Consider the following 25,876-nt stretch of genomic DNA (forward strand, 5'->3'; position numbering starts at 1 on the left):
GACCGTCCACCGAGAACGAGGACACCCGCATGCCGGTCCCCAGCAGCGCCCCCACCGAGCACCAGCTGCTCCGCGACACCGTCCGCCACAAGATCCACGCCGCGATCATGGACGGCACGCTCGAGCCCGGTGAACGCCTCAACGACGACGAGCTCATCGCCTGGCTCGGCGTCTCCCGCACCCCGATCCGCGAGGCCCTCAGCCAGCTCGCCCGCGCCGGTCTCATCGAGATGGCACCGAACCGGTACACCCGGGTCACCACCCCGAAGGCCGAGGAGGTGGTCGAGGCGATGCAGACCCTCGGCGTGCTGTTCGGCGGGGTCGTCCGGCTGGCCGTCCCCCGGCTCACGGCACCGACGCGGAAGAAGATCCTGGCGCAGCTCGACCGCACGATCACCGAGCTCGACGCGCACGACGTCCCCGCCGTCAACCACGACGCGCTCTCGGTCTTCGGGCTGTACGTCGACGCCTGCGGCAACGAGAACCTGCAGCGGGTGTGCCGCGACACGACGGACGGTCTCGCGTTCCGCCTGCGCCTGCCGAACCTCGACGAGCTCATCGACTGGGACCAGCTGACCGCGGACTTCCGCCGGCTGCGCGACGCGACCGAGAGCGGTGACAACATCGCCGCCGAGCTCGCGACCGAGGCGATCCACCTGCTCCCGGGCGAGAAGCGGCACCGCTCCAGCTGAGCGCACCTGTCACGTCGTACAGGAACGCCCGTCCCGGACCTCGGGACGGGCGTTCACGCACGCGGCGTCAGCACCCCGCACGGCACTCGGTCACACGCCCGTGGGGACCGGTAGCATCGCTCCGACCCGCTCGAACAGCCTCGACCCGACGACCCGGGAGCACCGCATGAGCCACCGCCAGCCGGACCGCACCGAGATCGCCGCGCGCCTCGCCGCCGCCGTCGGACGCATCAACCGCCGCGCGCGCACCGACTCGGCCGCGCTGGGCTACGGGCTCGTCTCCGCACTCGCGACGATCCAGGCCGAGGGACCCCTGCGCCCCGGCGACCTGTCGCGGATCGAGGTCGTCACGAAGCCCACGATGACGCGCATCCTCACCGAGCTCGAGCAGCGCGGCTTCATCGAACGCGAGGCCGACCCGCGGGACGGCCGGGCGTTCATGGTGTCGGCCACCCCCGCTGGCGTCGCTGCCGTCGAACGGGCCCGCTCCGACCGCACCGGCATCGTCGCCGGGCTCATCGCGGACCTGCCCGACGACGACGTCGACTCCATCGCCGCCGCCCTCGCCGCCCTCGAACGGATCGGCCAGGGCGAGCGCTCCCAGGAAGCACACACCTCCGGGCGCTGATCCGGCGGCGTCAGCACCGTTACCGAACCGTTACCAAGGGGTGGACGGACGGTTCTGCCAGGACTTCCGGACGGGCTGTCCAGGCTGACACGTCATCGTGACGGCTTCGCCCGAGCAGGCGGCCACCCGGTCGCCCAGCGGCGGACGGACGGGCCCCACACCACCGTCCGGTCCTCCCCCGGCTCGCGGCTCCCCCACGACGGCCGTCCCGACGGTCGTGCACGCTCCCCCACACCCGCGTGCCCGATCCGGCGTGCCCGGGAGTCGCCCTCCAGCCGGCCGACCACCGGAACCGATGACGCGAACCACCCCCGAAGCCCCCTTCACCGCGACCACCCGACGCCAGGCGCTCGACTCCCCGAGCCGCCGTGTCCGCCGTGCGCTCCGCAGTCGCTCCGCCCTCGTCGTCGGGGGCGTTGCCGCCGTCGCCCTCGTCGGCGGACTCGCCACCGTCGGCACACAGCCGGCCATCGGCGAGGCCATCGGCGTCCCCTCCGCGAGCGCCTCGGCCACCCCCGCGCTGCACGGCGCGGACCTCGACCGCGCCCAGGCCGCCGCGACCATCGCGACCGCCCGAACGGTGCTCGCCGACGCGAACGACAAGACCGACACGCGCGCCCTCGAACGCCAGGTCGCAGCCCTGTCGGACTACCGCGGCATGTCCGGCTCCGCGATCACCACCCGCATCGCCTCGACCGTCGACGCCACGACGCAGGTCGCCGACGAGAGCGCGTCCCAGGACAAGGCGGACGCCGACGCGGCGGCAGCGGCAGCAGCGCAGGCGAAGGCCGACGCCGAGGCGAAGGCCGCAGCCGAGCGTGCGGCAGCGGAGGCCGCGGCAGCAGCCGAGCGCCTCGCCGCTGCGAACACCGTCGCCGGCGCCAAGGCCACGGCGTCCTCGATGGCGTCGTCGCAGTACGGCTGGGGCTCCGCGCAGTTCCAGTGCCTCGACAACCTGTGGACCAAGGAGTCCGGCTGGAACTACCGGGCCGTCAACCCGAACGGTGGCGCGACGGGCATCCCGCAGGCGCTCCCCGGCTCGAAGATGGCCACGGTCGCGGCCGACTGGCAGACCAACGCCACCACCCAGATCACCTGGGGGCTGCGGTACATCAGCGCCGCCTACGGCACGCCCTGTGCCGCGTGGGCCCACTCGCAGGCGAACAACTTCTACTGAGCCGCGAGCGGGTGACGGGCGTCACCGGATGACGGACGGGAGGCACGGTGCCGGCGGGCGCCGTGCCTCCCGTCCGTCCCGTGGTCCGTCGTCGTCACCCTGCCGCCGTGCGAGCGAGCCCGTCCGGTCAGCCGACGCGCGCGATGCGCACGTCCACGCGGCCGAGCGCGAGCCCGCGCTCGCCCGCGACGCGGAGCGCAGCGTCGTGCGCCGCACGCGCCGCAGCCCGCGCGGGAGCCGATCCGTCGGTGCCGATGACGACGCGGAGGACGTCGTCGTCGAGCACCACCCGGGACACCGGCGCACGCGAGGCGAGCCGCCGGGCGGACTCGACCGCGCTGCCGAGGGTCGGCCGCGCGCGGTACAGGTCGGCGACGCCGGGCGCCGCGAGGACCGCGGCCTCGATCGCCGCGGCCGTCTCGTCGTCGATGCTCATGCGAGGCCCTCCTCGTCGGTCGCTCCGGGCGCTGCCTGGTCCCCGTCGTGCGCGGGCGGGAGCGGGGGCAGGAGGTCACGGACGTGCACGTCGACCGCCTCGACACGGAGGTCGGTCTGCTCGGCGAGGATCTCGGCGACGGCCTGGCGGACGTGCTCGGCGGTGGCGTGGATCGGTGCCCCCGACCGGATCGCCAGCTCGACCAGGACCCGGACGGGTGCATCGAGCAGCGTGACGTCGCCCTGCAGCGCGCAGCGGGCGATCACGACACCGGGGACGACGTCCCCGGCGGTCCGGACCAGGGACCGGATGGCTCCCTCGGTCATCACGGGACGCTCGGTCGGGACGGACGGGCGCAGCGGGACGTCGCGACCGGCGCGGGCCTCGAGCGAGATGTTCGCCAGGACACCGCCGATCCACGACTCGTCCGCGGGTGCCTCCTGCTCAGCGGCGGTGTCGAGCGAGCCGAGGGACGACTGTCGGAGCCGGACGAGTGCGGCGAGCGCGTTCTGGCACGCCGCGGAGTCGTCGATGCTCGGGTCGGCCGGTTGCATCCCGGCGTCCAGGTAGTCCGCGAGCTCGTCGATGGTGTGGCCGTCGAGGTCCTCGGGTTCGAGCGCGTCGAGCGGTACGTCGTCGGGGCGCGTGCGGTCGGGTCCGGTCATCGCCATGCCTCCATGAGACGGATCATGTTCTTCCTCGCACGCGAGAGCAGGCCACGCACGGTCGACACCGGCAGGTCGAGCTCCTCGGCGATGTCCTCGTAGCGGTACTCGAGCATCTCCTTCATCACCCAGCACCGTCGCTGCGCCTCGGGGAGCTCGGCGAGGGCGGTCTCGACCGCCTCCTCGCGGGACCGGGCCTCGGCGACCCGCTCGGGAGCGTCGTCCCGCGGTGCCGCGACCTCGAGCTCGGTGACGTCGAGGTGCTCGCGCCGCGCCCGGATGCGGTCGATGCACTTGCGACTGAGGATCCGCATGAGCCACGACTTGACCTTGGCGCCGTCGTCGAGCGCGTCGAGCCGGTTCCACGCGGTGATGAAGGTCTCCTGCACGACGTCGTCGAGCTCGTCGGTCGATCCGAGGGTCCGCCGGGCGTAGGCCCGGAGCAGGGGTGTGTACCGCCGGATCAGGACCTCGAACGCCCGGACGTCGCCGTCGGACGAGCGGCCCGCGAGGACGGCGTCGTCGAGGTCGGCGAGGGGCTGGTAGGGCACACCACCCTTCTACCGGTCAGTGGTGGAGGAAGTCTGGGCGGGTGGCCGCGCACGACGGTGGGCTCGGCTCCGTGACCCCGGTGCGCCAGGATGTGGGCATGAGCCACGTCACCGCCGTCTGCCGCGTCGACCAGCTGCTCCGCGACTCCGGCACGATCGGCATCACCGCCATCGACAAGCGCCCGGTCGTGGGGCCCGTCCGTGTCCGCCCGCTCGGGCTCCACGCCGACGTGCAGGCGGACCGCAAGCACCACGGCGGCGAGGACCAGGCGGTGTACGCCTACGCCGACGAGGACGCCGCGTACTTCGCCGAGGCCCTGGGGCGCGACGTCCCACCCGGGCTGTTCGGCGAGAATCTCCGCACGAGCGGGGTCGACGTCACGGGTGCCGTCACGGGCGAGCGGTGGCGCATCGGCGAGACGCTCGAACTCGAGGTGACCATCCCACGGGTGCCGTGCGGGACCTTCGCCCGCCGGATGGGGATCCCCGGCTGGGTGAAGCGGTTCGCCGCGGAGAACCGGCCGGGTGCGTACCTCCGGGTCCTGCACAGCGGACCGGTGGCAGCCGGCGACCCGGTGGTCGTCACACACCGCCCGGAGCACGGCGTCACGATCGGCGAGATCTCGGCCGGCCCGTCAGCCGAGCGGGCCCGCGCGGTGCTGGACTCCGGCGACCGACTCGCTCCGACGGTCCTCCGTGACCTCGCGAAGGTCCTCGCGCGCGGCCGGGTCTGACCCTTCCGCCCGACGGCGCGCTGCCGGGTCGAGGGGGCGCCGGTTCCGCGGGAGACCGGCGACGACCAGGTCGTACGAGTTCGCCACGAGGTCCTCGACCATGGTCTCGTCGAGACCGTCTCCCGGTGACAGCGTGATCCAGTGACGCTTGTCCATGTGCCACCCCGGGCTGATCTCGGCGTGGTCGCGGACGAGTGCCGCCCCGTGCGGCGGCGCGCACTTCAGGTTGACGATGGGCACCCCGCGCAACGTCGTGGCGAGCACGAACATCCGGCCGACCACCTTGTGGACGACGGACTGCTCGCCGAAGGGCTGCGTCTCCTCGACCGCGGGCAGGGCCAGTGCCGTCCGGAAGGTCACCTCGTGCAGTACTGTGCCGTCCATCGCACCAGCATGCCGCACACGCCTCGTTCGGGGGGATCAAGGAACGAGTCATGCTCGGGTACGCTCGGTCCGCCGTGCACCCGACGCGGCGGCCGCGCGAGCGGTCACGACCCGTCCCAGGGGAAGAACCCGTGCGCATCATCCACAGCCTCGGCGTCGCCGCCGTCACCACCGCTTTCGCCGCGTCCGTCGTGCTCGGCGGCGCGACCACCGCCTCCGCCGCGCCGAAGACCTACGCGAACTGCACCGCCGTCCACAAGGTGTACTCCGGCGGCATCGCGAAGAAGTCCGTGACGAAGAACCGGGTGACCTCCGGTGGGAAGACCACCTACCGCGCACTCAAGGGCACCGTCAAGAAGGACGACGCGCTCTACGGGGCCAACAAGAAGATGGACCGCGACGGCGACGGGATCGCCTGCGAGAAGAGCTGACGTCCGACGGACCGAGCGTCCGGCCAGCCCGGCGACGGATCGCTCGGTCGACCGGGGCGCTCGATCGCCCGGCACTCGCCGCCGCCCGCGGCCGCCCGCGGCCGCCCGCGGTCAGAGCGTCGGGACGCCCTCGTGCCCCGACCTCGGCCGGGCCGTACCGGCGACGCCGGTGACGACGGAGCCCGCGGGGACGTCCTTCGTCACGACCGTGTTCGCACCGACCACGGAGTCCGCGCCGATCGTGATCGCGCCGATCAGCGACGACCCGGCACCGAGCACCACGCGGTCACCCACGGTCGGGTGCCGCCGCCGCCCCGGACCGTGCTCGCCCCCGCGCCCGCCGAGCGTGACGCCGTGGAACACCAGCACGTCGTCACCGATGACCGCCGTCTCCCCGATCACGACGCCGAGGCCGTGGTCGATGAAGAAGCGCCGGCCGATGCGGGCGCCGGGGTGGATCTCGATGCCCGTGATCGATCGAGCGACCTGCGCGACCACCCGGGCCGCGAACCGGGATCCAGGGAGACCACGCGCGAGCCACAGCCGGTGCGTGAACCGGTAGGTCCAGATCGCGTGCAGCCCCGAGTAGACCACCGCGTTCTCCAGGTCACCCCGGGCAGCGGGGTCACCGCGGCGTGCCGCAGCGAGGTCCTCGCGGACCCGCCACAGCACGCCGCGTCGGACGGCACGCGTCACGCAGTGAGCCCCTCGAACAGCGGCGTGGACAGGTAGCGTTCGCCGGTGTCGCACACGATCGCGACCACGCGCTTGCCGGCGTTCTCCGGACGGGCGGCGATCTCGACGGCGGCGTGGATGATCGCGCCCGACGAGATGCCGGCCAGGATGCCCTCCTCGGTCCCGAGCGCGCGGGCGAGCCGGAGTGCGTCGTCGAGCTCGACGTCGAACACCTCGTCGATGACCTCACGGTCGAGGACCTCGGGGACGAAGTTGGCGCCGATCCCCTGGATCTTGTGCGGCCCCGCCTTGCCCTCGGTCAGCAGCGGGGAGTCCTTCGGCTCGACGGCGACGATCTGCACGCCCGGCACGCGCTCCTTGAGCACCTGACCGACACCCGTGATCGTCCCGCCGGTCCCGACACCGGCGACGAAGACGTCGACGTGGCCCTCGGTGTCGCGGAGGATCTCCTCCGCCGTGGTCCTGCGGTGGATGGCGGCGTTCGCGGCCGTCTCGAACTGGTGGGCCAGGATCGCGCCGGGGGTCTCGTCGACGATCTGGCCCGCGCGCGCCACGGCGCCCTTCATGCCCTCGGAACCCGGGGTCAGGACGATCTCGGCGCCGAAGGCACGGATCAGGGCACGCCGCTCGACGCTCATCGTCTCGGGCATCGTGATGACGACGCGGTAGCCGCGGGCGGCGCCGACCAGCGCCAGGGCGATGCCGGTGTTGCCGGACGAGCCCTCGACGACGGTGCCGCCGGGGCGCAGCTCGCCGGACTCCTCGGCCGCGTCGATGATCGCGACACCGAGGCGGTCCTTGACGCTCGAGCCCGGGTTGTAGAACTCGAGCTTCGCGAGGACCTCGGCGCCGTCGGCCTTCGGCAGGCGGTTGAGCCGGACGAGCGGGGTGTTGCCGAACGCCTGCGAGATGTTGTCGTAGATGGTGCCGGTCATCCGTTGTCGTCCTCCGGGTCGAGTTCTCACGCCGTCGGTGGCGGCGCTGCGGTCCGCTCGCGATCCTAGCGACGGCGCCCGGTGTTCCCCTGTCGATGACGCCCCTTGACACGGCGGGCGCACACCGCGCCTCCCGGCCACCCCTGCCCCACCGCGCCCGCGCCCGCGCGGCTCAGCGCAGCGCGCTCCGCGCGAACCGCTCGTCCGTCGCTTCGAGGACCCGCAGCACGTTCCCCCCGGCGAGCGCCCGCAGGTCGTCGTCACCCCAGCCGCGTCGCCGCAGCTCCTCCGCGAGCACCGGGTACCGCGACACGTCCCGCAGGTCCGGCGGCAGCACGGGCGTGCCGTCGTAGTCGCCACCGAGGCCCAGGTGGGCCGCGCCCGCGACCTCACGGGCGTGGTCGACGTGGTCGGCGACGTCCGCCACCGTGACGAGCGGCGGTTCCCCCTCGGACCCCGCTTCCTCCCAGTCGGCCCACGCGCGGGACACGAACTTCGGCACGAAGGTGATCATCACGACGCCCCCGTTGTCGGCGAGCCGGGCGAGCACGTCGTCGGGCACGTTCCGCGGGTGGTCGTCGACGGCGACGGTGGACGAGTGGCTGAAGACGACCGGCTGCGTCGCGACGTCGAGGGTGTCCCGCATCGTCGCCGGCGCGGTGTGCGACAGGTCGACGAGCATGCCGATCCGCTCCATCTCGGCGACGACCTCGCGTCCGCGGTCGGTCAGGCCGCCGTGTGCCCGGGCGCCGGTGGCCGAGTCGGCCCAGGTCGTGTCGTCGTTGTGCGTCAGCGTCATGTAGCGGACGCCGAGCCGGGCGAAGGACCGGAGCACCGCGAGGTCGTCGCCGATGGAGTGCCCGCCCTCGGCGCCGAGCAGCGACGCGATCCGTCCGGCGTCGACGGCGGTGCGCAGTTCGGCAGCGGTGCGGACGCAGGTCAGGTCGTCGGGGTACCGCGCGATGATCCGGTGCGCGGTGTCGATCTGCTGCAGGGTGGTGCGCACCGGGTCCGGGTCGTCCGACGGCACGAACACCGACCAGAACTGGCCCACGACCCCGCCGGCCCGGAGCTTCGGCAGGTCGGTGTGCAGCGTGCCCTGTCCGCGGTCGATGCCCTCGACGCCGGAGTCGTGCGACTCGCGGCGCTCCCACGGGAGGTCGTTGTGTCCGTCGATGACCGGGAAGGCGAGGGTGTCGAACGTCATGTCGCCGACGCTACCGCGTGGTCGCGCCGTCGCTAGGCTCGCGGTGTGCTCCCCGTGACGCTCCGGACCGACCGGCTCGTGCTCTCCGCGCCGGGTCCCGCCGACGCGGAGGCCGTCATCGCGTACGCGAACGACCCGGACGTCATCGCGTTCACCCCGGTCCCCGTGCCGTACGGGCACGCCGAGGCCCGTCAGTGGCTCGACCTGGTCGAGGTCGGGTGGCGTGACGACACCCGGTACGACTTCGGGATCCGCCGTGCGGAGGACCCCCGGCTGCTCGGTACCGTCGGCGTCTTCGGCTTCGTGGACGGCGCCGGCGAGATCGGCTGGGCGCTGCACCCCGACGGCCGCGGGCAGGGCCTGATGGCCGAGGCCGCCGATCGTGTGCTGGCGTGGGCGTTCGCCGCACCGCCGGACGGGCTCGGCCTGGTGCGGGTGCAGTGGCGCGCACTCGGGACGAACGCCGCGTCGTCCGCGACGGCCCGGCGGATCGGCATGCGCTTCGAGGGTCGGTCCCGATCGGCCGTCGTGCACCGGGGCGCCCGCAACGACCAGCTGCTCGCCGCGGTGCTGCGCGACGACGACCGCACGGTGCCGCAGGTCTGGCCGGACGCGTGACCGTCGCCTTCCGGGTGGTCACCGAGATCGCCGCTCCGGTGGAGCGCGTCTTCGCGCTGTCGCTCGACATCGGCGCGCACGAACGCTCGATGGCCGACACCGACGAACGCGCCGTGGCCGGGACGACGTCCGGCACGATCGGGCTCGGCGAGAGCGTCACGTGGCGCGCGCGGCACTTCGGGATCGTCTGGTCGATGACGAGCAGGGTCACCGCCCTGGAGGCTCCGGGTCGCTTCGTCGACGAGCAGGTGCGTGGTCCGTTCGCCCGGTTCCGGCACGAGCACCGGTTCGAGCCGTCGGCCGACGGGACGCGGATGGTCGACGAGGTCGTCTTCCGGGCGCCCCTCGGCCCGCTCGGCTGGCTGGCCGAGCGGGTAGCGCTCGCCCGCTACCTGCCGCGGTTGATCGCCGCGCGCGGCGCATCGCTGCGCGACGAGCTCGAGCGGGACGGGGACGGTCAGCGGGGGGCGAGCTCCCCGAGCGCGTCGTAGGCCGCCGCCACGGCGTCGACCCGGGCACGCCCTGCCGGCCCGGAGGCTTCGTACACGTCGTTCGCGATCGCCGCGACGACCGCGAAGAGCGCCGCCATCGAGTCGAACGCCGACGGCGAGTCCACCGGGCAGAGCACTGCGGTCGCCGCGGGCGCCGCGATCACGGCTGCGGTCGGGTCGCCGAGCACGACCACGTCGGCGCCGGTCGCGACGCAGTGCCGCACGAGCCGTTCGGCACCCGCCGCGTGCCGCCTGACCGTGACGAGCACGACGAGGTCGCGGCGGTCGAGGTCGGCGACCTCCTCGCCCAGGCGCTGCCCCGGTGCCGGACCGATCCGGACGTCCGGTCGCACCTGGGCCAGCTGCGACCGGAGCTGCATGGCGACGGGGTGCGCGCCGCGTTCCCCGAAGACGAGCACCCGCCGGGCACGGACGATCCGGCGGGCGAGCCGGACGCGGTCGGCCCGGGCGAGCGAGGCGAACGCGGCGTCGAGGTTGCGTGCCTCGACGGCCCGCTGGTCGACGTGCGCGGCGTCCTCGGCGGCCCACGGCAGGCCGCTCCCCCGCGCGGACATGAGCTCCTGGCGGACCTCGGCGGCGTCCTGGAACCCCAGGGACCGGACGAGCCGCGAGACGGTGGCCTTCGACGTGCCCGACTCGGCCGCGAGCTCGGCGGAGGTGCCGACGAGCAGCAGCTCCGGATCGTGCCGGACCATCGCGGCGACCCGGCGTTCCGCGGGCGACAGGCGGTCCCAGACGGCGTCCACCCGGGCACGGACGTCGGGCGCGGCGCTCACCGGGTCTCCGCACGGTCGTCGGCGATGCGCTCGACGGCGACGGCCAGCGCGTCGAGGCCGAGCGCGACGTCGTCCTCGGAGACGAACTCGTCCGGGTGGTGGCTGATGCCGTCGGGGTTGCGCAGGAACAGCATCGCGACGTCGGTGACCAGCCCGAGGGACATCGCGTCGTGCCCGGCGCGCGAGAAGAGCTCCGCTGGTGTGGCCTCCCCGGTCGCGGCGATCCCCGCACGGACGGCGTCCATCAACACCGGGGCACAGAACACCGCCGGGGCACGGTGCACCTCGGTCGGCGACACGGTCACGCCACGACGGGCTCCGATCTCGTCGAAGACCGCCGTGATCGACTCCCAGACGCGGTCACGTCCCTCGTCGAACTCCCCCCGCAGGTCGACGCTGAACCGGGCCAGGCCGGGGACGACGTTGACCGCCCCGGGCTCGACGGACATCGTGCCGACGGTGCCGACGTGCTGCTCGGCGCGACAGATCCGCTCGACGGCGAGCGCCGCCTCGGCCGCGGCGAGCAGCGCGTCGTGACGCCGCTCGTACGGGGTGCCGCCGGCGTGCCGTGCCTCGCCGACGGCCTCGACGGTGAACCGCCGGGCGCTCGCGATGCTCGTGACGACACCGAGCGCCTGCCCCGCCTGCTCGAGGTGGGGGCCCTGCTCGATGTGCGCCTCGAGGTAGCCGACGAGCCGCTCCGGGGGCAGTGCCGCCTCGCCGACGCGTTCCGGATCGAGCCCGAAGTCGGTGAAGGCCCGGCGGAGCGTGACACCGTCGCCGTCCTCGAGGTCCCACCACGCGTCGTCCCAGACCCCCGCCACGGCCGACGAGCCCAACAGTGCCTTGCCGAAGCGCGTCCCTTCCTCGTCGGAGAACGCGATCACCTGCAGCGCGAAGGGCAGCGGGCCGGAGGCCGTGAGCCGCGCCACCGTGCGGATCGCCATGAGCACGCCGACCACTCCGTCGTACCGGCCGGCGTCCACCACGGTGTCGAGGTGTGAGCCGAGCAGCAGCACGGGTGCGTCCGGCGTCGCACCGTCGACGATGCCGTGCAGGTTGCCCGCGGCGTCCTGCCAGGTGCGGAGTCCGGCGTCGCGCATCCACTCCGCGACCACGGCGTTCACCCGGGCGTGCTCTGGCGACAGGTAGACGCGGGTGGTGCGTCCGTCGTCCTGCGAGATCCCGGCGAGCGCGTCGCACCACCGGACGATCGTCGCGGCGTCGGCGATCGCCCGGGCGCTCGCGGTCGGCGCCGCGGGGACCTCGGCCGTCGCGGGTCCGGTCGTCGTCGTCACAGGGCTGCCCCGACCGGCGCGACGCGGCCGGCGTGGACGTCGAGCGCGGCGTCGACCCCGGCGCCATGCGGGACGGCGTGCCCGGCCCGGCGCAGGCAGTGTTCGAGGGCGGCCAGCGTGCGCACGACGGTGTCCTTGCGGGCGTTGTAGCCCATCGTGCCGATGCGCCAGACCCGTCCGTGCAGCGGCCCGAACGAGGTCCCGATCTCGATGCCGTGGTCCTCGAGCATCGCGCCCCGTACCTCGTCGCCGACGACGCCGTCCGGGATCTCCACGGCGACCACGTTGTGCATCTTGTGCGCGACGTCACCGAACACCTGCAGTCCGAGCGCCTCGACCCCGGCGAGCATCGCGCGACCGGCGATCGCGTGGCGCTCGACCACGGCGTCCCGCCCCTCCTCGAGCAGGATGCGGGCGCACTCGTTCGCGGCGTAGAGCATCGACGCGGCCTCGGTGTGGTGGTTGAGGCGCCGCGGGCCCCAGTAGTCGAGGATCATCGCGAGGTCGAGGTAGTTCGAGCGGATCGGGTCGTCGGACACGACGTCGTCGGCCTCGCGGATGCCGGCCTCGATGCTGCGGCGGCCGTCGAGCACCGCCACGGCACGCGGCGACAGGGTGATCGGTGCACTGCCGGAGGGGCCGCCCAGGCACTTCTGCAGGCCGGCGCTCACGACGTCGATGCCCCAAGCGTCGGTCTCGAGCGGGTTGCCGCCGATGCTCGCCGTCGCGTCGGTGTAGAGGAGGGCGCCGTGCCGGTCACAGATCGCCCCGAGCTCGTCGAGCGGCTGGTTCATCGTCGTCGAGGTGTCGCCCTGCACGATCGCCAGGACCTTCGGTCGGACCCGGCGCACCGCGTCCTCGATCACGGACGGCGGGAAGACCTGCCCCCACTCGGTCTCGATGGTGTGCACCTCGGCGCCGGCACGGGTCGCGATCTCGGCGAGCAGGTGCCCGAAGCGTCCGAAGACCGGCACGAGCACCCGGTCCCCCGGGGCGAGCAGTGACACCAGGGCCGCTTCGATGCCCGCGCGGGACGTGCCGTCGACGAGCACGGTGGCGTCGTTCCGTGTCCCGAAGACCTCGCGGTAGAGCTCCTGCGTCGCGGTCATCGTCGTCGTCATCCACGGGTCGTACTGCCCGACGAGCGGGGTCGACAGCGCGCGGAGCACGCGGGGGTCGGCGTCGATCGGCCCCGGTCCCATCAGGAGTCGGGCGGGTGGGTTGACTGGCTGCGTCATGATGCCTCCGTTCCGGGAACGAGCGTAGCGAAACGTCCGTTTCGTGCGTGTTGCGGCGCCGCGGGGCGGTCGAGCAGGACCCCCTCGACGGCGGTGACCCCGAGGCCGGCCGTCGCCACGAGCCGCCCGCGGAGCCAGGTCTCGGTGACGACCCCGAGCGTGTGCAGGCCGGCGTACGCGGACACCGGGTTGCGGTGGGCCAGGGCCGACACCTCGACGACGCCCTCGACCGCCGGGTCGAGGACGGCGAGGTGCGCGACCGCACCCGGCGCGATCCGACCGCGGTCGTGGAAGCCGACGATCGCCGCGGGGCCGGTCGTGAACCAGGGCAGGACGGCCTCGAGCGGGAGCCCCCGGCGCACGGCCTCGGTCCAGACCGCCCGGAAGCCCACCTGGAGTCCGGCGATGCCGCCCCACGCCGACCCCCAGTCGTCGGTCTTCAGGTCGGCTGTGGACGGCGAGTGGTCCGACACGACGCAGTCGATCGTGCCGTCGAGCAGCCCCGCCCAGAGCGCGTCGCGGTTCGCGTCGTCGCGGATCGGCGGGCAGCACTTGAACTCGGTCGCGCCGTCCGGGATCGACCCGGCCTCGAACGCCAGGTAGTGCGGACACGTCTCGACGGTCACCCGGACCCCGTCGGCCTTCGCGGCGCGGATCATCGGGAGGACCCCGGCGTCGGACAGGTGCAGCACGTGCACGCGGGCACCCGTCGACCGCGCGCCGTCGAGGACCCGCGCGACCGCGGACTGCTCGGCGCGGCCCGGACGGGTGGCGAGGAAGTCGGCGTACCGTCCGCCGAGCGTCTCGTGCGGCACGAGGTGGTCCGGGTCCTCGGCGTGCACGATGAGCAGGGCGTCGAGCTCGGCGACCTCCTCGATCGCTGCTCGGAGCTGTACCGGGTCGAGGTGCGGGAACTCGTCCACACCGCTCGGCGCGGTGAAGCACTTGAAGCCGAAGACCCCGGCGTCGTGCAGCGGACCGCGTGCTCCGGCGTTCGCGGGGACCGCGCCGCCCCAGAACCCGACGTCCACCGCGACCCGGCCCGCGGCGCTCGCCCGCTTCACCGCGAGGGCGTCGACGTCCACGGTTGCCGGGATCGAGTTGAGCGGCATGTCGATGATCGTGGTCACGCCGCCGAGGGCCGCCGCCCGCGTGGCCGAGGCGAAGCCCTCCCATTCGGTGCGACCGGGTTCGTTGACGTGCACGTGCGTGTCGACGAGCCCGGGCAGGAGCACGTGCTCGTCGGGCACGGTGCGGTCGAGCGAGGCCGCGACCGCGGCACCGAACGGCAGGACCGCGTCGACCACGCCGTCGCGGACCACCACCGCGGCCGGGCGGAGGACGCCGTCGACCCACGCCCGCCGAGCGCGGAGCACCAGGTCGGCGCCCACCGCGGCGCTCATGCCGAGGCCCCCGCGAGCACGATCGGCGCGGAGACGTCGGACCTCTGCAGCGTGAACCCGGACAGGAGCCCGGTCACCGGCTTCGGTGGCGGAGGCGCGTACTCGCCGGTCTTGCCCGTGCGCAGCCCGAGCCGGACGAGCGACTCCGCGAGCACCGTCGCCGCAGCCACCCCGTCGACCACCGGCGCACCGATCTCGTGCGAGACCTCGGCACAGAACGCCGCCATGCCCGCGCAGCCGAGCACCACCGCATCGGCGCCGCCGGCGAGCACGGCGCGGCACTCCTCGACGACGAGCTCCCGGGCGCCCGACGTCGGATCGTCGAGCTGCAGCACCGGCACCTCGCACGCACGGACCTCGGTCACCCGGGACGCGAACCCGTAGCGCTCCGCGAGCTCCCACGCCCGTCCGGTCGTGCGCGCCAGCGTCGTGACGACCCCGAACCGGCGCCCCAGCATCGCAGCGGCGTGGAAGCCGGCCTCGGCGATCCCGAGCACCGGCCCGGCGGCCAGCTCGCGCGCGGCGTCGAGACCCGGGTCGCCGAAGCACGCGACGACGTACGCGTCGACACCCTCCTGCTCGCCGAGCGCGATCTGCTCCAGGAGCCCGGGGACCGCCAGGGCCTCCTCGTAGTGACTCTCGATCGAGGCGGGTCCGGTGGTGGGCGTCACCGCCTCGACGACGGTGCCGGGTCCGGCGACCGCGGCCGCGGCGCGGCCGATCGAGGCCGTCATCGACGGGGTGGTGTTGGGGTTGACGACGCGGATGCGCAAGCGGAGCCTCTCAGGCGGGGGTGGGGACGAGGAGGAGGTGGTGGACCCGGGCGGCGACGGTCCGGCCGGGAGGCGTGTCGCGCCTCCCGGCCGGGGTCGGTGCAGGGGTGTGGCGGACGGTCAGTCGCGTCCTGCCGCCGCGCCGTCGTCGACCGTCGGGTCCTCCGATGCCAGCACCGGCATCCGCGGCGACCGACGCTCGAGCGCCCGGAAGACGACCAGCCCGAGCCCGCAGCCGATGAACCAGCTGTAGTTGCTCAACCACGGCAGGACACCCGTCGCGGGCGGCAGCACCGCGCTGGCGACCGACACCGCGCCGGCGAGCAGCAGGGTCCACATCGCGTTCGGGTTCCAGCCCGCGCGGTACCAGTACCGGGCGGTGGGCTCCTTCGTGTACATGTCGTCGACCGCCACCCGCTGCTTCGCGACCAGGTAGTAGCCGGCGATCAGGATCCCGAACAGCGGGCCGATCAGTGCGCCGAGGATGCCGAGCGTGTAGAGGATCGCCTGGTCGTTGCCGTACCAGTTCCACGGCGTCAGCAGCACGGAGCCGACCGCGGCGATCATGCCGCCCGTCCGCCAGCTGATCCTCCGCGGGGCGACGTTCGAGAAGTCGAACGCGGGGCTGATGAAGTTCGCGACGATGTTGATGCCGACCGTCGCGGTGACGAAGGTGAGGCCGCCGAGCAGGATCGCGAACGGTGCGTCGATCGCCTGGACGGTCTCGATCGGGTCGGTGATGAGCTTGCCGAACACCGGGACCGTCGCGCTCGCGCAGAGCACGGTGAGGACCGAGAAGAACAGGAAGTTGACCGGCAGGCCCCAGAGGTTGCCACGCTTGACGGCTCGGAACGAGCGACCGTAGCGCGAGAAGTCACCGAAGTTCAGCATCGGACCGGAGAAGTAGCTGACGACGATCGCCACGGCCGAGAGCATGACCGGGATCGAGGCACCGAACGACATCGGCGCGCCCGTGTGCAGCGTCAGCGAGATGTTGCCGATGCCGGCCCGGGCGACGAGGTAGACGGCGAGCGCGATCATCACGACGTAGACGGCCGGACCGGCGAAGTCGATGAAGCGGCGGATCGCCTCCATGCCCATCGAGAAGAGCGCGGCCTGCGCGACCCAGAGGATGCCGTACGAGATCCAGCCCAGCGCGGAGAGCCCGAGGAACGAGTGGTCGAGCAGCGCCGCTGAGCCCGGGAGGAACTTCAGGAACACGATGTTGAGCGACTGCGCGGCGAGGAAGGTCTGCACGCCGTACCAGGCCGTCGCGATCAGGCCGCGGATGACGGCGGGGACGTTCGCCCCGATGACGCCGAACACCGCGCGGTTGATGACCGGGTACGGCACCCCGGTGCGCTGGGACGGCTTCGCGACGAGGTTCGCGAACACCTGCACGATGAGGATGCCGACGACCAGGGCGACGAGCACCTGCCAGCTCGCGATGCCGAGCGCGAAGAGCGACCCGGCGGTGACGTACCCGCCGACCGAGTGCACGTCGGACATCCAGAAGGCGAAGATGTTGTAGCTCGTCCATCGCTGCTCGCGCAGCGGGGCGAGGTCCTCGTTGGTGAGCGCCGGGTCGTACCCGGGCTTGACGATGCCGGCGCCGGCGGCTGCCGACGACGTCGTCCGGGGGGCGTGGGGCGCGGCGACCGGGGTCGCGATCTCTGTGACCAAGGCGTCCTCCGTGGGAGTGTGCGGCGGGGGTCCCCGCTCGAGGACGACGCTACGAAGGCACTTCGCATCGCCCGTTTCCCTCGTGTAACGGTCGTGTGACACGGACGGCCCGCTGGAACGCTCGTTCCGGGCGGCGGCTGCGGGATGCCGCAGGGAACGCCGCAGGTCCTGCCCCAAGCCCGTCCAGGCCGCCCGACCGGCTCCATCATCGAGGGATGACCACGGGCATCCGGATCGACCACGTCGGCGTCACCGTGCCGGACGTGGAGGCCGCCACGGCGTTCTTCGCGAACGCCTTCGACGCCGTCGTGCTGTACGACGTGCGCCGGACCACCGACGAGCCGAACGGCACACCGGAGGCCCACCGCTACCTCGGCATCCCGTCGTCGATGGCGCAGGGCGCGATCCGCATGCTCGCGCTGCCCGAGGGACCCGGACTCGAGCTCTTCGAGTACCGCGGACCCGACCAGCGCGCCGCCGCGCACCCGTCGGACCTCGGGTGGCAGCACCTGGCGCTGTACGTCGACGACCTCGACGCAGCCCTCGCCCGCGCGGAGTCCGCCGGTGCCGTCCGCAACTCGGACCCGCGGCCGCTGCGTGGCGAGGAGGCCGGGGAGGGCAACCGGTTCGTCTACACGCGCACCCCGTGGGGGTCGACGCTCGAGCTGGTCACCTACCCGACGCCGCAGCCGTACCTGCTGCACGCGCCGCGGGCGAAGTGGGCGCCGTGGCCGGACGTCGCCCAGCTCCGGCAGCTGGACCGGGCCTGACCGCATCAGGCTCGCGAACGGCCTGGAGGCACGGCTCGCGGCCGCCGCGCCGGTCACTGCGGGCGCCGGGTCGCGTCCACGTCGAGAGGCGGACGGGTCAGCGGGACGGCTCGACGAGCAGGTCGGCAGCGTCGCGCGGCGCGAAGCGCTGCGCGAAGTCCCGGTCGTTCGGGATCCAGACGTCGCGCCAGAGCGCGTCGTGACTGCGGCCGAGTGCCCGGTCACGGGCCGTACCGCGGCGAGCTGCGGTGTCGAGGTCGACGTCGCACCAGACGGTCGCGTCGAGCGCGGGCAACGTCTCGGGGTGGAAGAGTCCGATGAGGTCCAGGACGAGGATCCTCGCCTGCGGGAGCGGTTCCTCGGGACCGAGGGCCCGCCGTGCCCAGTCGTACCGCTGGAAGTGCCCGGGTCGTCCTCCTCGGAACGGTTCCAGCACCGTCGAGACCAGGCGGTGGCGCTCCACCCCGTCCCAGTCCGAGGAACGGCGGTGTGATCGAGCGGGGTCCAGGAAGTCGTCGCCGCGGAGGCGCACGGCATCGGGCAGTGTTGCGACGAGGCTGCGTGCGAGCGTCGACTTGCCGGAGCCGCAGAAGCCGGAGATGCCGACGACCAGCGGGTGCCCCACGACCCGCGCTCGCTCGGCGATGTGCTCGAGGACGGTGTCCTGGTCCATCCGGCGAGTGTACGAGGAGCGGTCACTCCCGACGTCGATCCGGTGCGCCTCCGCTCACCGACCGGGACGGAACTGCACCTGGTCGGAGGTCGATGACGAGCAGCGCAGTGACGGTGGGCATGCCCGACCCTCTCACCGGGCGGTTCCGGGAGGGACCGGCTACCGGGAGTCCCCGGACGTCGTCGCGCGGAGGCGGTCGTCGACCTCGCGAGCTTCGGCGGAGGACCCGAACGCGAGGGTGACCTCACCGCCGGTGAGGGGTTCCATGACCTGGGGTGCCGAGAGCACCCTGCCGTCGAGGAGGATCGCCATGCGCTCGTCGATCGTCTCGCGGGTGGCCGAGGCCAGGACATCGCTGTCGGTCCTGTCGAACTGCAACACGATCGAGCCGCCCGCACCCTCACCGTCGGAGCGGTGCGCGGAGGTCGGCGTGATCGACCCGAGCGACTTCGCCAACCGGTAGGTGGTCGCGCCGTCCTGGTCACACGCCGACGCTGCGACCTCAGTGGTGACCGGAGGCGCAGTGCACGCCTCCTCGACCTCCGACACGACGGCTCGGAGCTGCAGCGACTTCATCGTCGGACCGTCAGCAGGCGGCGCCTGGGTCGCGCAACCGGTGAGGACCGCGACCAGGCCAGCGGCGGCCGCGAGGCGAGTGACCCGTGAACCCTGCATCGCACCAGGGTAGGACTCGACGGGAACGCACGACAGTCCCCCGCCCGCCGGTTGACACGACGAACGGCTGCACGAGCGCGCGGTCGCGGACGCGGCGACGGGTAGCGTCAGGCCCATGGGTGACCGCCAGCGGCTGAGCAGACGTCTCCCGCTGTGGACGATGGTCCTCGGCGGTGTCGTCCTTCTCGGCGTCGCCGCGCTGCTGTTGTTCCTCGTCGACTCGATGCTGGTCTTCCTGGCCATCTCACCGCTCACCATGTTCGGGCTGTTCACGCTTGCCTACGCCGGCGGAGAGTGGCGACGACGGAGCGACGACACGTAGTGTCGTGCTGATGTCCGACAACCCGTACGGCGAAGTCCCCGCCCTGCCCGTTGCATTCGTCTTCGGCATCATCGTCTTCGTCGTGCACCTGGTGTTCCTGCTCCGGTCCGGACGGTTCACCTGGCAGCGCGCGACCGTCGCTGGGGTGATCGCTGTCTACGCCGCGGGCATCCTCGCGAACACCGTCTTCCCCGTGTTCCTCGATCCGCTCCCCGACGCTGAGCCGTGGACGCCAGCGCTGGCGCTGATCCCGTTCTCCGACTACGAAGCTGCGGACGCGGTGACCAACGTGGTCGTGTTCGCCCCGCTGGGCGTCCTGATCCCGCTCCTGATGCGCCGCCCGTCCTGGTGGAAGGTCCTCCTCGCCGCCGCGGCGGTGAGCCTGGCGATCGAACTGCTGCAGCTTGCTGCGCAGCGGCTCTTCTCCGGTGGCCACGTCGCCGACGTCAACGACTTCATCTGGAACACCGTCGGTGGGGTCCTCGGCTACGCGGTCTTCGTCCTGGCGTCACGGACGCCGGGCCTGTCCCGTCTCCTCGACGTCTTCCGCTGGCACCCGGCACCGAGGGAAGAACACGTCGCCTGAGACCGTACGATGCGGCATGGTTGCTGCTGTGGAACCGTGGACCTGGGCGACGACCTACAAGCTCGTCCTGACGAGCTACATCTGGCTCGCTGGAGCTGTCGCTCCGACCGGTGCGGTCATCACCTGCATCGTCATCGCCATCCGGGGCGGTGTCTCGCTCGACGGAGCCGCCAGCGCCCTCCTGTTCGTCGTCGTCTTCGTCGTCGTCTTCGCCGTGATCGCCGCCGTCGGCGCTGCCGTGGCGCTGCCGTTCACCCAGCTCCTCGGCCGCGCGCTCCGATGCACTCTGAGCCGTGCCGTCCATGTGAGCGCACATGCCGTCCTCGGCGGAACACTCGCCGCGATCGGCATGCAGGTGCTCCTGCTGGCCTTCGAGGACGACCACCTCACTTGGCAGTACCCACTGGCCGTCTCGGTCCCCGCAGGGATCGCGGCTGCCATCGGCCGCCGGCGACTCGACGAAGCGGAACGCCGCCGGTCGTTGCTGTCCGAGTAGCCGATCGGGTACCGAGTCCCGCGTCAGCACTCATCGCTTGCTGGTGGTCGCTCCCGCCAGAGGACCTCGCCGTCGCAACGGGTGATCGTCGGGTGCATCACGATCCGCAGGGCGACACGTGCTGAGGCTCCGTGCTCCGGGTGGATCCGCGCCCTGAGCTCCCGCACGTCGACCGAGCGCAGCCACGTCGCTGCGCGCTCCGCGGATTCGGTCGCGAACCCGTGCCCTTGCGCGCTCGGCGTGACGAGCCAGGCGAGGTCCGCCGTCGTGACTTGGGCGGTCCGGTGCAGGGTCGCCTGCACGAACCCGATCGGCGCGCGGCCCTGGCGGGGGCGGATGATCCAGTTCAGCCACCCTGCGGTGCCGTCCTGGGACCGACCCCGGACCTGACGGGTGTAGCGCGCACGGAGTTCCTCCAGGCTCGGCGGTCCGCCGCCGGTGAAGTGGTACAGCTCCACCGGCGCGAGCACGTCCACCATCACGTCGGCGTGTTCGACCGTCAGGGGTTCGAGGCAGAGACGGTCTGCGCTGAGCGGGACGGCGCGCGGCCACGGCATGCTCGCATCCTTCCAGCTGTTCAGTCGGTCACCGGACGTCCGCCGAGACCAGCAGTCACGGGCCGGAGGCGTTTCCCAGCACCGAGCGTCACCTCCTGCTGCACGGAGGTGCGCACCGTGACGGCGGTGTCCGCGACGTGACGCGTGCTGGTCGGGAACCACGCGCGGCCGGGGGTGACCAGGATGAGGAGACCGTCGACGTCTCCGACGGCAGCGAACTCGCTGGTGGGCTCGTTCCCGTAGGGCTGGAGGTCTGCTGCTCGCAGGGTCGCGACCGCGGCGAGGACGTCCGGGACTGCCACGCCGATCTCGCTCACGCACACGAGATCGGCAGCGGCGAAGGACTCCACCTCTCGGGGAGGCAGGGCTCGACGTTCGATGAGTTCCAGCACCTGGTCATCAGGGCCGTCGAAGTACATCGACCGCGAGTCCCACGACGGGGGTCCTCCGAACTCCGTCCGATCGTCGACCGACAGGAGCAGCACGCGCTGTCCAAGCCACCGGCGGGCCAGGTCGAACGACCCGGTCGGGATGGTGAACGCGAGGTGGTGAGCGCCCTCGAAGTCGCTCTCCACGAAGCGCAGCCGGCTCAGGCCGATGGCCACGGTCACGCTCGGACCGTCCCGCTCGACCTCACACCCGAGTCGGTCGAAGAACCCGGCAACGACCGACGCGGACCGTGTGGGCAACAGGGCTTCTCCGATCTGCATGCGTCCACCTCACACCCGTGGCCCTGGACCATCGATCACCAGACGCGCACCATGAGCTCGGACGGGTCAGCCGACGGTGCGAAGCCGAACTGCGCGGAGAGACCGTGCGCGTCTCGGGTCGACGGGAGCGTGCGCTCCAGGCCGGGCGGTCCGAGGTCCTCGACCACGGCAGCGAGGAGCATCCCGCCCTCTCCTCGACCACGTACTCCCGGTGCGACGAACGTCGTCGTTCCGCGCCCCTCGGCTCCGGTAGCTCGCTCGGCGTGATCGCGACGACAGTGCCCGTGGGCCGAGCTGTCCGGTGGAGCGCGATACTGATCGGATGACAGCACCACTCGTCTCGGACGTCGCGCACGCCGGGCTCACCGTGGACGACCTCGACGACGCGCTGGTGCTGTGGTGCTCCGGTCTCGGCTTCGCGCTCGAACGGACCTTCACGCTCGACACGCGGACCACGACTGCGACCACCGGTGTCCAGGGATCCACCATCCGTGCAGCCACGGTCACGCTCGGGGACCAACGGATCGAACTGCTGCAGTACGACGCTCCCCGCTCGGGTCGAGCATCCGACTCCCCCGCGCGCACCGGCACGGTCCACATCGCGCTGACCGTGTCGGACCTCGACCGCGTGCTCGACCTCTGCGCAGCACACGGCTGGCGGCCCGTCGGGGAACCGCACGAGATGACCAGTGGCGTCCGGACCGGCACACGGATCATCTACCTCGAGGGGGCGCTCGGCGGCTTCCTCGAACTGATCGCCCCACCGCAGCTTCCCTGACGCCACGAGCGGGGACGGCCTCGGATCGCTCCCCGGAGCGCATCGCCCTGACGCGAGTGGTCGATGATCGCGATCGCAGACTCGACCGTCCCCGTCCGGTCAGAGCGCGTGCGTCCCGAGCAGCGCCCCGGCCACGTAGGTCGCCGCGAGCGCGAGCGCCCCGCCGACGACCACCCGCAGCGCCGCGCGACCCCGACGGGCACCGCCGAGCACCGCACCGGTCGTGCCGGTCAGGGCGAGCGCGACGAGCGAGGCGGTCACGGTGACCGGCACGCGGAGGGCTTCCGGCGCGAGCAGCATCGCGAGGAACGGCAGCAGTGCGCCGACCGTGAAGGTCGCCGCCGACACCCAGGCGGCACGCCAGGGGCTGACGATCTCGTCCTCGGCGTCGTGCAGGGCGGCTTCGGCGCGGCGACGACGGACCTCGGGCCGCGTCAGCTCCCGCGCGACGGCATCCGCGACGTCCCCCTCGACCCCGAGCGACCGGTAGTGCGCCGCGAGCGCCGGGGCGTCCTCGGCATCGGCCTCGAGCTTCGCCTGCTCGGCCGCCTGCCCGGTGCGCTGTGCGTCGCGGGCGCCGCTCACCGAGATGTACTCGCCGAGGGCCATCGAGATCGCCCCGCCGACGAGCGCCGCGGTGCCGGCGGCGACGATCGGCCCCGTGCCCGCGCCTGCTCCGGCGACCCCGACGAGCACGGCCGCGACGGACACGATGCCGTCATTCGCGCCGAGCAGCCCGGCCCGGAGCCAGTTGAGCCGCGCGGCGCTGGTGGCGTCGTCGTGCTCGGAGGTGGGGAGCGAGAGGTCCGATGCGGTCGACATGACGGCCATCGAACCACTCCGGAGCGGTTCGCGCCAGCAAGGTGAGGCAAGCCTGATCAGGGCTTTCGTGGTGAGGTGAGCCTCACCTCACCGAACGGAGGCCGCCTGCCAGACCCGGGTCGGACGGCCGTTCAGCGCGTGCGGGAACGGGTCACCGACCGGTCGGAAGCCCGCGCTCGTGTAGAGCGCGAGGGCGGGTGCGTTGTCGTCCAGCGCGTGGAGCTCGCACCGGTCGTGCCCGGCGGCGGCTGCGGCGTCCACCGCGGCGGTGAGCAGTCGACGGCCGAGTCCGTGACCCTGCGCGGTCGGCGCGACCGCGAGGAGGCTGAGGTACGCGCCGTCGCTCGGCGCGCCGCCGGTGCCGGGTGCGGTGACGAGGGCGAACCCGAGCGGGGCGCCGCCGTCGTCGGCGACCACCAGGGCCACCCGCTCCGCGGCGAACTTCTCGTGCGCACGTGCGCGCACGGCGTCGGAGGCCGGCACCCCGTCCCGGTCCGCGACGGCGGCGACCCAGAGCGCGATGCACGCGGCCGCGGTCGCTTCGTCGTCCGCGGTGCGCACGACGAAGGACGACCCGATCACCCGACCACCATACGTCGCACGCCCCGACCGGCGGTCAGGTCGGAGCCCGCCGCGCGATCGGTCAGACGGTCGCCCGCGAGCCGACCCGGTACCGGGCTCCGCGGTGCTCCTCCGGCAGCCGGTCGCCGCGGCCGTGCAGCTTGTGACGGAGCGACCCCTCGACGTACTCGTCCGGGTAGGCACCGCGCGCGCGGAGCTCGGGCACGACGAACTCGATGACGTCCTCCCACGTGCCGGGGGTCACCGCGTACGCCAGGTTGAACCCGTCCACGTCGGTCTGCTCCTGGATGTCGATCAGCTGCTGGGCGATCGTCGCCCCGGAGCCGACGGCGACCGGACCGAGGCCGCCGATCGCCGTGTGCTCCGCGATGTCCCGGACCGTCCAGTTCGACCCGTCCTCCCCCGTCGCCGCGGACAGGTTCGCCGCCGCCGACTGGATCGCGTTCGACTCGATGTTGCCGAGCGGCTCGTCCAGGTCGTACTGCGACAGGTCGACGCCCATCCAGCCGGAGTTGAGCACGAGCGCGCCCTCGGCCGACGCGTACGACCGGTAGTCGCGGTACTTGGCCTGGGCTGCCTCGTCGGTCTCGTCGGTGATGACGGTGAGCAGCGTGTAGACGCGGGCGGCGTAGCGGTCGCGACCAGCGGCCTCCAGGGCGTCACGGATCCTGCCGACGGTCGCGGCGAGCTGCGGGATGGTCGGCGCGCCGACGAAGACCGCCTCGGCGTTCTCGGCGGCGAAGCGGATGCCGCGGGGCGAGGCGCCCGCCTGGTAGACCACGGGGCTGCGTTGGACCGAGGGCTCGGTCAGGTGGATGCCGGGCACGTCGAAGTGCGTGCCGTGGTGCTCGATCGGGTGCACCTTCGACGGGTCGGTGAAGACACCGGTCTCGCGGTCCTCGACGACGGCGTCGTCCTCCCACGAGCCCTCCCACAGCTTGTAGAGCACCTCGAGGTACTCGTCGGCGACGTCGTAGCGGTCGTCGTGGGAGAGCTGGTCGGTCTGCCCCATGTTGCGCGCGGCGCTCGGCAGGTACCCGGTGACGACGTTCCAGCCGATGCGGCCCCCCGTCAGGTGGTCGAGCGTCGAGATGCGCCGGGCGAACGGGTACGGGTGCTCGTAGGCGGTGCCCGCGGTGATGCCGAAGCCCAGGTGCTCCGTGACGGCGGCCATCGCGGAGACGAGCAGGATCGGGTCGTTCACCGGCACCTGCGAACCGGTGCGGAGCGCGGCCTCGTTCGTCCCGCCGTACACGTCGTAGGTGCCGAGGACGTCGGCGATGAAGATGCCGTCGAAGCGCCCGCGCTCGAGCAGCTGCGCCAGGTCCGTCCAGTACGACAGGTCGTTGTAGTGCCGCGAACGGTCGCGGGGGTGGCGCCACAGCCCCGAGGACTGGTGCGCGACGCAGTTCATGTCGAACGCGTTGAAGCGGATCTGCCGGGTCTCGTTCGTCGAGGTCACGCGGCGAAGCTACGTCCAGCAGCCCGACGCGTCACGTGAGGTGACGCCGTGTGACGCCCGCCCGACGCACGGCGCCGCAGACCTGAGTCGATCTCGCGTGGCAGCATGGCGGCGTGCCCGTCGTCGAGTCCCGCTGCGTCGTCCCCGTCCCCGTCGCGGTCGCCTTCGCCGTGTCGCAGGTGCAGGGACCGGTCCGGAAGCGCTGGGACCCCTTCATCCGTCGACAGCACCTCATCGGCGCCGACGCGCCGGCGAAGGGCGTCCGGACCTTCACGGTGCAGCGCTCGGGCCTGCGGATGGAGAGCGAGTACGTCTCGTACAACCCGCCCTCGAACGTCGGCATGAAGATGACGAAGGGCTCGTGGTTCTTCGAGAAGATGGGCGGTGGGTGGCGCTTCACGCCGGTGGAGGGCGAGCCGAGCCGCACGCTGGCGGTGTGGCGCTACAACTTCACGTGCCGACCCGCCTGGCTCGCACCGCTGGCCGAGCGCATCGGCGCGTTCGTCCTGCAACGCGACATCGACCGACGGATCGCCGGGTTCGCCCGGGGGTGCAGCGACCCGGTCGTGCTCGCACACGTCGGTGCCGCTCCTGGGAGCTGACCGG

34 protein-coding genes are annotated in these 25,876 nt (G+C 72.7%); 13 read left to right on the forward strand and 21 right to left on the reverse strand.

Features of this window, described 5'->3' with window-relative positions:
* Nucleotides 1-29: 29 nt before the first annotated feature.
* The 3 genes from M3677_RS01605 to M3677_RS01615 all read left to right on the forward strand — a co-directional run bounded on the left by M3677_RS01605 (nt 30) and on the right by M3677_RS01615 (nt 2,497).
* Nucleotides 30-692: a GntR family transcriptional regulator gene (locus M3677_RS01605; RefSeq protein WP_081985319.1), complete on the forward strand. Its 663-nt coding sequence runs from the start codon at nt 30-32 to the stop codon at nt 690-692.
* Between the two features lie 166 nt (nt 693-858).
* A complete protein-coding gene (locus tag M3677_RS01610) occupies nt 859-1,320 on the forward strand; it encodes a MarR family winged helix-turn-helix transcriptional regulator (RefSeq protein WP_251159615.1) in 462 nt (153 codons plus the stop codon).
* A gap of 295 nt (nt 1,321-1,615) precedes the next feature.
* Nucleotides 1,616-2,497: a hypothetical protein gene (locus M3677_RS01615; protein WP_066655409.1), complete on the forward strand. Its 882-nt coding sequence runs from the start codon at nt 1,616-1,618 to the stop codon at nt 2,495-2,497.
* A gap of 127 nt (nt 2,498-2,624) precedes the next feature.
* Here M3677_RS01615 and M3677_RS01620 read toward each other — a convergent pair whose 3' ends face one another.
* Genes M3677_RS01620 through M3677_RS01630 form a run of 3 tightly spaced genes read right to left on the reverse strand, consistent with a single transcriptional unit; the run spans nt 2,625 to nt 4,149 of the window.
* On the reverse strand, nt 2,625-2,933 hold the full coding sequence (locus tag M3677_RS01620; RefSeq protein ID WP_251159616.1) for a hypothetical protein: 309 nt from the start codon (nt 2,931-2,933) through the stop codon (nt 2,625-2,627).
* On the reverse strand, nt 2,930-3,604 hold the full coding sequence (locus M3677_RS01625; protein WP_251159617.1) for an Asp23/Gls24 family envelope stress response protein: 675 nt from the start codon (nt 3,602-3,604) through the stop codon (nt 2,930-2,932). The genes M3677_RS01620 and M3677_RS01625 overlap by 4 nt, the downstream gene beginning before the upstream one ends.
* Nucleotides 3,595-4,149 (reverse strand): RNA polymerase sigma factor, encoded by a 555-nt coding sequence (locus M3677_RS01630; protein ID WP_066655417.1) that lies wholly within the window; start codon nt 4,147-4,149, stop codon nt 3,595-3,597. Before M3677_RS01630 ends, M3677_RS01625 begins: the two co-directional genes overlap by 10 nt.
* A 98-nt stretch (nt 4,150-4,247) precedes the next feature.
* On the opposite strand from M3677_RS01630, the gene M3677_RS01635 reads away from it, so the two are divergent.
* On the forward strand, nt 4,248-4,883 hold the full coding sequence (locus M3677_RS01635) for an MOSC domain-containing protein (RefSeq protein WP_251159618.1): 636 nt from the start codon (nt 4,248-4,250) through the stop codon (nt 4,881-4,883).
* On the opposite strand, the gene M3677_RS01640 is transcribed toward M3677_RS01635, so the two are convergent.
* Nucleotides 4,785-5,267, reverse strand: coding sequence for an MmcQ/YjbR family DNA-binding protein (locus M3677_RS01640; RefSeq protein WP_251159619.1), 483 nt, complete (start codon nt 5,265-5,267; stop codon nt 4,785-4,787). The two genes, M3677_RS01635 and M3677_RS01640, sit on opposite strands and share 99 nt — an antisense overlap.
* Nucleotides 5,268-5,398: 131 nt before the next feature.
* On the opposite strand from M3677_RS01640, the gene M3677_RS01645 reads away from it, so the two are divergent.
* The gene (locus M3677_RS01645) at nt 5,399-5,698 is read left to right on the forward strand and encodes an excalibur calcium-binding domain-containing protein (protein WP_251159620.1); all 300 of its coding nucleotides are present in this window, start codon (nt 5,399-5,401) and stop codon (nt 5,696-5,698) included.
* 111 nt (nt 5,699-5,809) lie between these two features.
* Here M3677_RS01645 and epsC read toward each other — a convergent pair whose 3' ends face one another.
* The 3 genes from epsC to M3677_RS01660 all read right to left on the reverse strand — a co-directional run bounded on the left by epsC (nt 5,810) and on the right by M3677_RS01660 (nt 8,536).
* Nucleotides 5,810-6,394, reverse strand: a complete 585-nt coding sequence (epsC, locus tag M3677_RS01650) for a serine O-acetyltransferase EpsC (RefSeq protein WP_235426355.1) — start codon at nt 6,392-6,394, stop codon at nt 5,810-5,812.
* Nucleotides 6,391-7,329 carry a cysteine synthase A gene (cysK, locus tag M3677_RS01655; RefSeq protein WP_209684990.1) on the reverse strand — a complete coding sequence of 313 codons (939 nt, stop codon included), beginning with the start codon at nt 7,327-7,329 and terminating at the stop codon, nt 6,391-6,393. The genes epsC and cysK overlap by 4 nt, the downstream gene beginning before the upstream one ends.
* A 172-nt stretch (nt 7,330-7,501) precedes the next feature.
* Nucleotides 7,502-8,536 carry a dipeptidase gene (locus M3677_RS01660; protein WP_251159621.1) on the reverse strand — a complete coding sequence of 345 codons (1,035 nt, stop codon included), beginning with the start codon at nt 8,534-8,536 and terminating at the stop codon, nt 7,502-7,504.
* Nucleotides 8,537-8,581: 45 nt separating this feature from the next.
* Between M3677_RS01660 and M3677_RS01665 the strand changes: the two genes are divergently transcribed.
* Nucleotides 8,582-9,154 (forward strand): GNAT family N-acetyltransferase, encoded by a 573-nt coding sequence (locus M3677_RS01665; RefSeq protein WP_209684988.1) that lies wholly within the window; start codon nt 8,582-8,584, stop codon nt 9,152-9,154.
* On the forward strand, nt 9,151-9,645 hold the full coding sequence (locus M3677_RS01670) for an SRPBCC family protein (RefSeq protein WP_251159622.1): 495 nt from the start codon (nt 9,151-9,153) through the stop codon (nt 9,643-9,645). The genes M3677_RS01665 and M3677_RS01670 overlap by 4 nt, the downstream gene beginning before the upstream one ends.
* Here M3677_RS01670 and M3677_RS01675 read toward each other — a convergent pair.
* The 6 genes from M3677_RS01675 to M3677_RS01700 form a co-directional block, all read right to left on the reverse strand.
* The gene (locus M3677_RS01675) at nt 9,612-10,442 is read right to left on the reverse strand and encodes a MurR/RpiR family transcriptional regulator (RefSeq protein ID WP_066655435.1); all 831 of its coding nucleotides are present in this window, start codon (nt 10,440-10,442) and stop codon (nt 9,612-9,614) included. The two genes, M3677_RS01670 and M3677_RS01675, sit on opposite strands and share 34 nt — an antisense overlap.
* A complete protein-coding gene (locus M3677_RS01680; RefSeq protein ID WP_209684987.1) occupies nt 10,439-11,740 on the reverse strand; it encodes an allantoate amidohydrolase in 1,302 nt (433 codons plus the stop codon). Before M3677_RS01680 ends, M3677_RS01675 begins: the two co-directional genes overlap by 4 nt.
* Nucleotides 11,737-12,978, reverse strand: a complete 1,242-nt coding sequence (locus M3677_RS01685; protein ID WP_245172185.1) for an alanine--glyoxylate aminotransferase family protein — start codon at nt 12,976-12,978, stop codon at nt 11,737-11,739. Before M3677_RS01685 ends, M3677_RS01680 begins: the two co-directional genes overlap by 4 nt.
* Nucleotides 12,975-14,381: an allantoinase AllB gene (gene allB, locus M3677_RS01690; RefSeq protein WP_209684986.1), complete on the reverse strand. Its 1,407-nt coding sequence runs from the start codon at nt 14,379-14,381 to the stop codon at nt 12,975-12,977. The genes M3677_RS01685 and allB overlap by 4 nt, the downstream gene beginning before the upstream one ends.
* Nucleotides 14,378-15,154: an aspartate/glutamate racemase family protein gene (locus M3677_RS01695; protein ID WP_209684985.1), complete on the reverse strand. Its 777-nt coding sequence runs from the start codon at nt 15,152-15,154 to the stop codon at nt 14,378-14,380. The genes allB and M3677_RS01695 overlap by 4 nt, the downstream gene beginning before the upstream one ends.
* Before the next feature lie 120 nt (nt 15,155-15,274).
* Nucleotides 15,275-16,837 carry an NCS1 family nucleobase:cation symporter-1 gene (locus tag M3677_RS01700; protein ID WP_251159623.1) on the reverse strand — a complete coding sequence of 521 codons (1,563 nt, stop codon included), beginning with the start codon at nt 16,835-16,837 and terminating at the stop codon, nt 15,275-15,277.
* Between the two features lie 215 nt (nt 16,838-17,052).
* Between M3677_RS01700 and M3677_RS01705 the strand changes: the two genes are divergently transcribed.
* Nucleotides 17,053-17,607, forward strand: a complete 555-nt coding sequence (locus tag M3677_RS01705; RefSeq protein ID WP_209684983.1) for a VOC family protein — start codon at nt 17,053-17,055, stop codon at nt 17,605-17,607.
* A gap of 97 nt (nt 17,608-17,704) precedes the next feature.
* Here M3677_RS01705 and M3677_RS01710 read toward each other — a convergent pair whose 3' ends face one another.
* Together M3677_RS01710 and M3677_RS01715 are read right to left on the reverse strand one after the other, a co-directional pair.
* Nucleotides 17,705-18,280, reverse strand: a complete 576-nt coding sequence (locus M3677_RS01710) for a uridine kinase (RefSeq protein WP_251159624.1) — start codon at nt 18,278-18,280, stop codon at nt 17,705-17,707.
* A gap of 159 nt (nt 18,281-18,439) precedes the next feature.
* Entirely contained in the window at nt 18,440-18,856 is a 417-nt protein-coding gene (locus tag M3677_RS01715) for a hypothetical protein (protein ID WP_251159625.1), read from the reverse strand.
* Between the two features lie 214 nt (nt 18,857-19,070).
* Here M3677_RS01715 and M3677_RS01720 point away from each other — a divergent pair, with 214 nt between their 5' ends.
* From M3677_RS01720 to M3677_RS01730, 3 genes are read left to right on the forward strand one after another with little or no spacing between them, the layout of a single operon-like run.
* On the forward strand, nt 19,071-19,277 hold the full coding sequence (locus M3677_RS01720) for a hypothetical protein (RefSeq protein WP_209684980.1): 207 nt from the start codon (nt 19,071-19,073) through the stop codon (nt 19,275-19,277).
* Between the two features lie 10 nt (nt 19,278-19,287).
* Nucleotides 19,288-19,863 carry a VanZ family protein gene (locus tag M3677_RS01725; RefSeq protein ID WP_251159626.1) on the forward strand — a complete coding sequence of 192 codons (576 nt, stop codon included), beginning with the start codon at nt 19,288-19,290 and terminating at the stop codon, nt 19,861-19,863.
* 16 nt (nt 19,864-19,879) lie between these two features.
* The gene (locus tag M3677_RS01730) at nt 19,880-20,359 is read left to right on the forward strand and encodes a hypothetical protein (protein ID WP_251159627.1); all 480 of its coding nucleotides are present in this window, start codon (nt 19,880-19,882) and stop codon (nt 20,357-20,359) included.
* 23 nt (nt 20,360-20,382) lie between these two features.
* Here M3677_RS01730 and M3677_RS01735 read toward each other — a convergent pair whose 3' ends face one another.
* The 3 genes from M3677_RS01735 to M3677_RS01745 all read right to left on the reverse strand — a co-directional run bounded on the left by M3677_RS01735 (nt 20,383) and on the right by M3677_RS01745 (nt 21,808).
* Nucleotides 20,383-20,916 carry a GNAT family N-acetyltransferase gene (locus M3677_RS01735; RefSeq protein ID WP_251159628.1) on the reverse strand — a complete coding sequence of 178 codons (534 nt, stop codon included), beginning with the start codon at nt 20,914-20,916 and terminating at the stop codon, nt 20,383-20,385.
* A gap of 20 nt (nt 20,917-20,936) precedes the next feature.
* Nucleotides 20,937-21,527 carry a VOC family protein gene (locus M3677_RS01740; RefSeq protein ID WP_251159629.1) on the reverse strand — a complete coding sequence of 197 codons (591 nt, stop codon included), beginning with the start codon at nt 21,525-21,527 and terminating at the stop codon, nt 20,937-20,939.
* A 134-nt stretch (nt 21,528-21,661) separates the two neighbouring features.
* Complete coding sequence (locus tag M3677_RS01745) at nt 21,662-21,808, reverse strand: hypothetical protein (protein WP_251159630.1); 147 nt, start codon at nt 21,806-21,808, stop codon at nt 21,662-21,664.
* Nucleotides 21,809-21,948: 140 nt separating this feature from the next.
* On the opposite strand from M3677_RS01745, the gene M3677_RS01750 reads away from it, so the two are divergent.
* Nucleotides 21,949-22,404 carry a VOC family protein gene (locus M3677_RS01750; protein WP_251159631.1) on the forward strand — a complete coding sequence of 152 codons (456 nt, stop codon included), beginning with the start codon at nt 21,949-21,951 and terminating at the stop codon, nt 22,402-22,404.
* Between the two features lie 99 nt (nt 22,405-22,503).
* Here the strand turns inward: M3677_RS01750 and M3677_RS01755 are convergent, their stop codons facing one another.
* The 3 genes from M3677_RS01755 to M3677_RS01765 all read right to left on the reverse strand — a co-directional run bounded on the left by M3677_RS01755 (nt 22,504) and on the right by M3677_RS01765 (nt 25,270).
* Nucleotides 22,504-23,226, reverse strand: coding sequence for a VIT1/CCC1 transporter family protein (locus M3677_RS01755; protein WP_209684975.1), 723 nt, complete (start codon nt 23,224-23,226; stop codon nt 22,504-22,506).
* 87 nt (nt 23,227-23,313) lie between these two features.
* Nucleotides 23,314-23,808: a GNAT family N-acetyltransferase gene (locus M3677_RS01760; RefSeq protein WP_251159632.1), complete on the reverse strand. Its 495-nt coding sequence runs from the start codon at nt 23,806-23,808 to the stop codon at nt 23,314-23,316.
* A 61-nt stretch (nt 23,809-23,869) separates the two neighbouring features.
* On the reverse strand, nt 23,870-25,270 hold the full coding sequence (locus M3677_RS01765) for an LLM class flavin-dependent oxidoreductase (RefSeq protein ID WP_308201955.1): 1,401 nt from the start codon (nt 25,268-25,270) through the stop codon (nt 23,870-23,872).
* A 113-nt stretch (nt 25,271-25,383) separates the two neighbouring features.
* On the opposite strand from M3677_RS01765, the gene M3677_RS01770 reads away from it, so the two are divergent.
* A complete protein-coding gene (locus M3677_RS01770; protein WP_251159633.1) occupies nt 25,384-25,872 on the forward strand; it encodes an SRPBCC family protein in 489 nt (162 codons plus the stop codon).
* Nucleotides 25,873-25,876: the final 4 nt, after the last annotated feature.

The sequence above is a fragment of the Curtobacterium sp. P97 genome, assembly GCF_023712445.1.
Lineage (GTDB): Bacteria > Actinomycetota > Actinomycetes > Actinomycetales > Microbacteriaceae > Curtobacterium.

Bases quoted from the DNA above. Each gene is read 5' to 3' on its own strand.
- M3677_RS01705 (WP_209684983.1), top strand. From the start codon at position 17,053: ATGACCACGGGCATCCGGATCGACCACGTCGGCGTCACCGTGCCGGAC.
- M3677_RS01620 (WP_251159616.1), bottom strand. From the start codon at position 2,933: ATGAGCATCGACGACGAGACGGCCGCGGCGATCGAGGCCGCGGTCCTC.
- M3677_RS01710 (WP_251159624.1), bottom strand. From the start codon at position 18,280: ATGGACCAGGACACCGTCCTCGAGCACATCGCCGAGCGAGCGCGGGTC.
- M3677_RS01720 (WP_209684980.1), top strand. From the start codon at position 19,071: ATGGGTGACCGCCAGCGGCTGAGCAGACGTCTCCCGCTGTGGACGATG.
- M3677_RS01625 (WP_251159617.1), bottom strand. From the start codon at position 3,604: ATGGCGATGACCGGACCCGACCGCACGCGCCCCGACGACGTACCGCTC.
- M3677_RS01715 (WP_251159625.1), bottom strand. From the start codon at position 18,856: ATGAAGTCGCTGCAGCTCCGAGCCGTCGTGTCGGAGGTCGAGGAGGCG.
- M3677_RS01755 (WP_209684975.1), bottom strand. From the start codon at position 23,226: ATGTCGACCGCATCGGACCTCTCGCTCCCCACCTCCGAGCACGACGAC.
- M3677_RS01635 (WP_251159618.1), top strand. From the start codon at position 4,248: ATGAGCCACGTCACCGCCGTCTGCCGCGTCGACCAGCTGCTCCGCGAC.
- M3677_RS01745 (WP_251159630.1), bottom strand. From the start codon at position 21,808: ATGCTCCTCGCTGCCGTGGTCGAGGACCTCGGACCGCCCGGCCTGGAG.
- M3677_RS01685 (WP_245172185.1), bottom strand. From the start codon at position 12,978: ATGACGCAGCCAGTCAACCCACCCGCCCGACTCCTGATGGGACCGGGG.
- allB (WP_209684986.1), bottom strand. From the start codon at position 14,381: ATGAGCGCCGCGGTGGGCGCCGACCTGGTGCTCCGCGCTCGGCGGGCG.
- M3677_RS01750 (WP_251159631.1), top strand. From the start codon at position 21,949: ATGACAGCACCACTCGTCTCGGACGTCGCGCACGCCGGGCTCACCGTG.
- M3677_RS01615 (WP_066655409.1), top strand. From the start codon at position 1,616: ATGACGCGAACCACCCCCGAAGCCCCCTTCACCGCGACCACCCGACGC.
- M3677_RS01730 (WP_251159627.1), top strand. From the start codon at position 19,880: ATGGTTGCTGCTGTGGAACCGTGGACCTGGGCGACGACCTACAAGCTC.
- M3677_RS01640 (WP_251159619.1), bottom strand. From the start codon at position 5,267: ATGGACGGCACAGTACTGCACGAGGTGACCTTCCGGACGGCACTGGCC.
- M3677_RS01735 (WP_251159628.1), bottom strand. From the start codon at position 20,916: ATGCCGTGGCCGCGCGCCGTCCCGCTCAGCGCAGACCGTCTCTGCCTC.
- M3677_RS01605 (WP_081985319.1), top strand. From the start codon at position 30: ATGCCGGTCCCCAGCAGCGCCCCCACCGAGCACCAGCTGCTCCGCGAC.
- cysK (WP_209684990.1), bottom strand. From the start codon at position 7,329: ATGACCGGCACCATCTACGACAACATCTCGCAGGCGTTCGGCAACACC.
- M3677_RS01725 (WP_251159626.1), top strand. From the start codon at position 19,288: ATGTCCGACAACCCGTACGGCGAAGTCCCCGCCCTGCCCGTTGCATTC.
- M3677_RS01610 (WP_251159615.1), top strand. From the start codon at position 859: ATGAGCCACCGCCAGCCGGACCGCACCGAGATCGCCGCGCGCCTCGCC.
- M3677_RS01660 (WP_251159621.1), bottom strand. From the start codon at position 8,536: ATGACGTTCGACACCCTCGCCTTCCCGGTCATCGACGGACACAACGAC.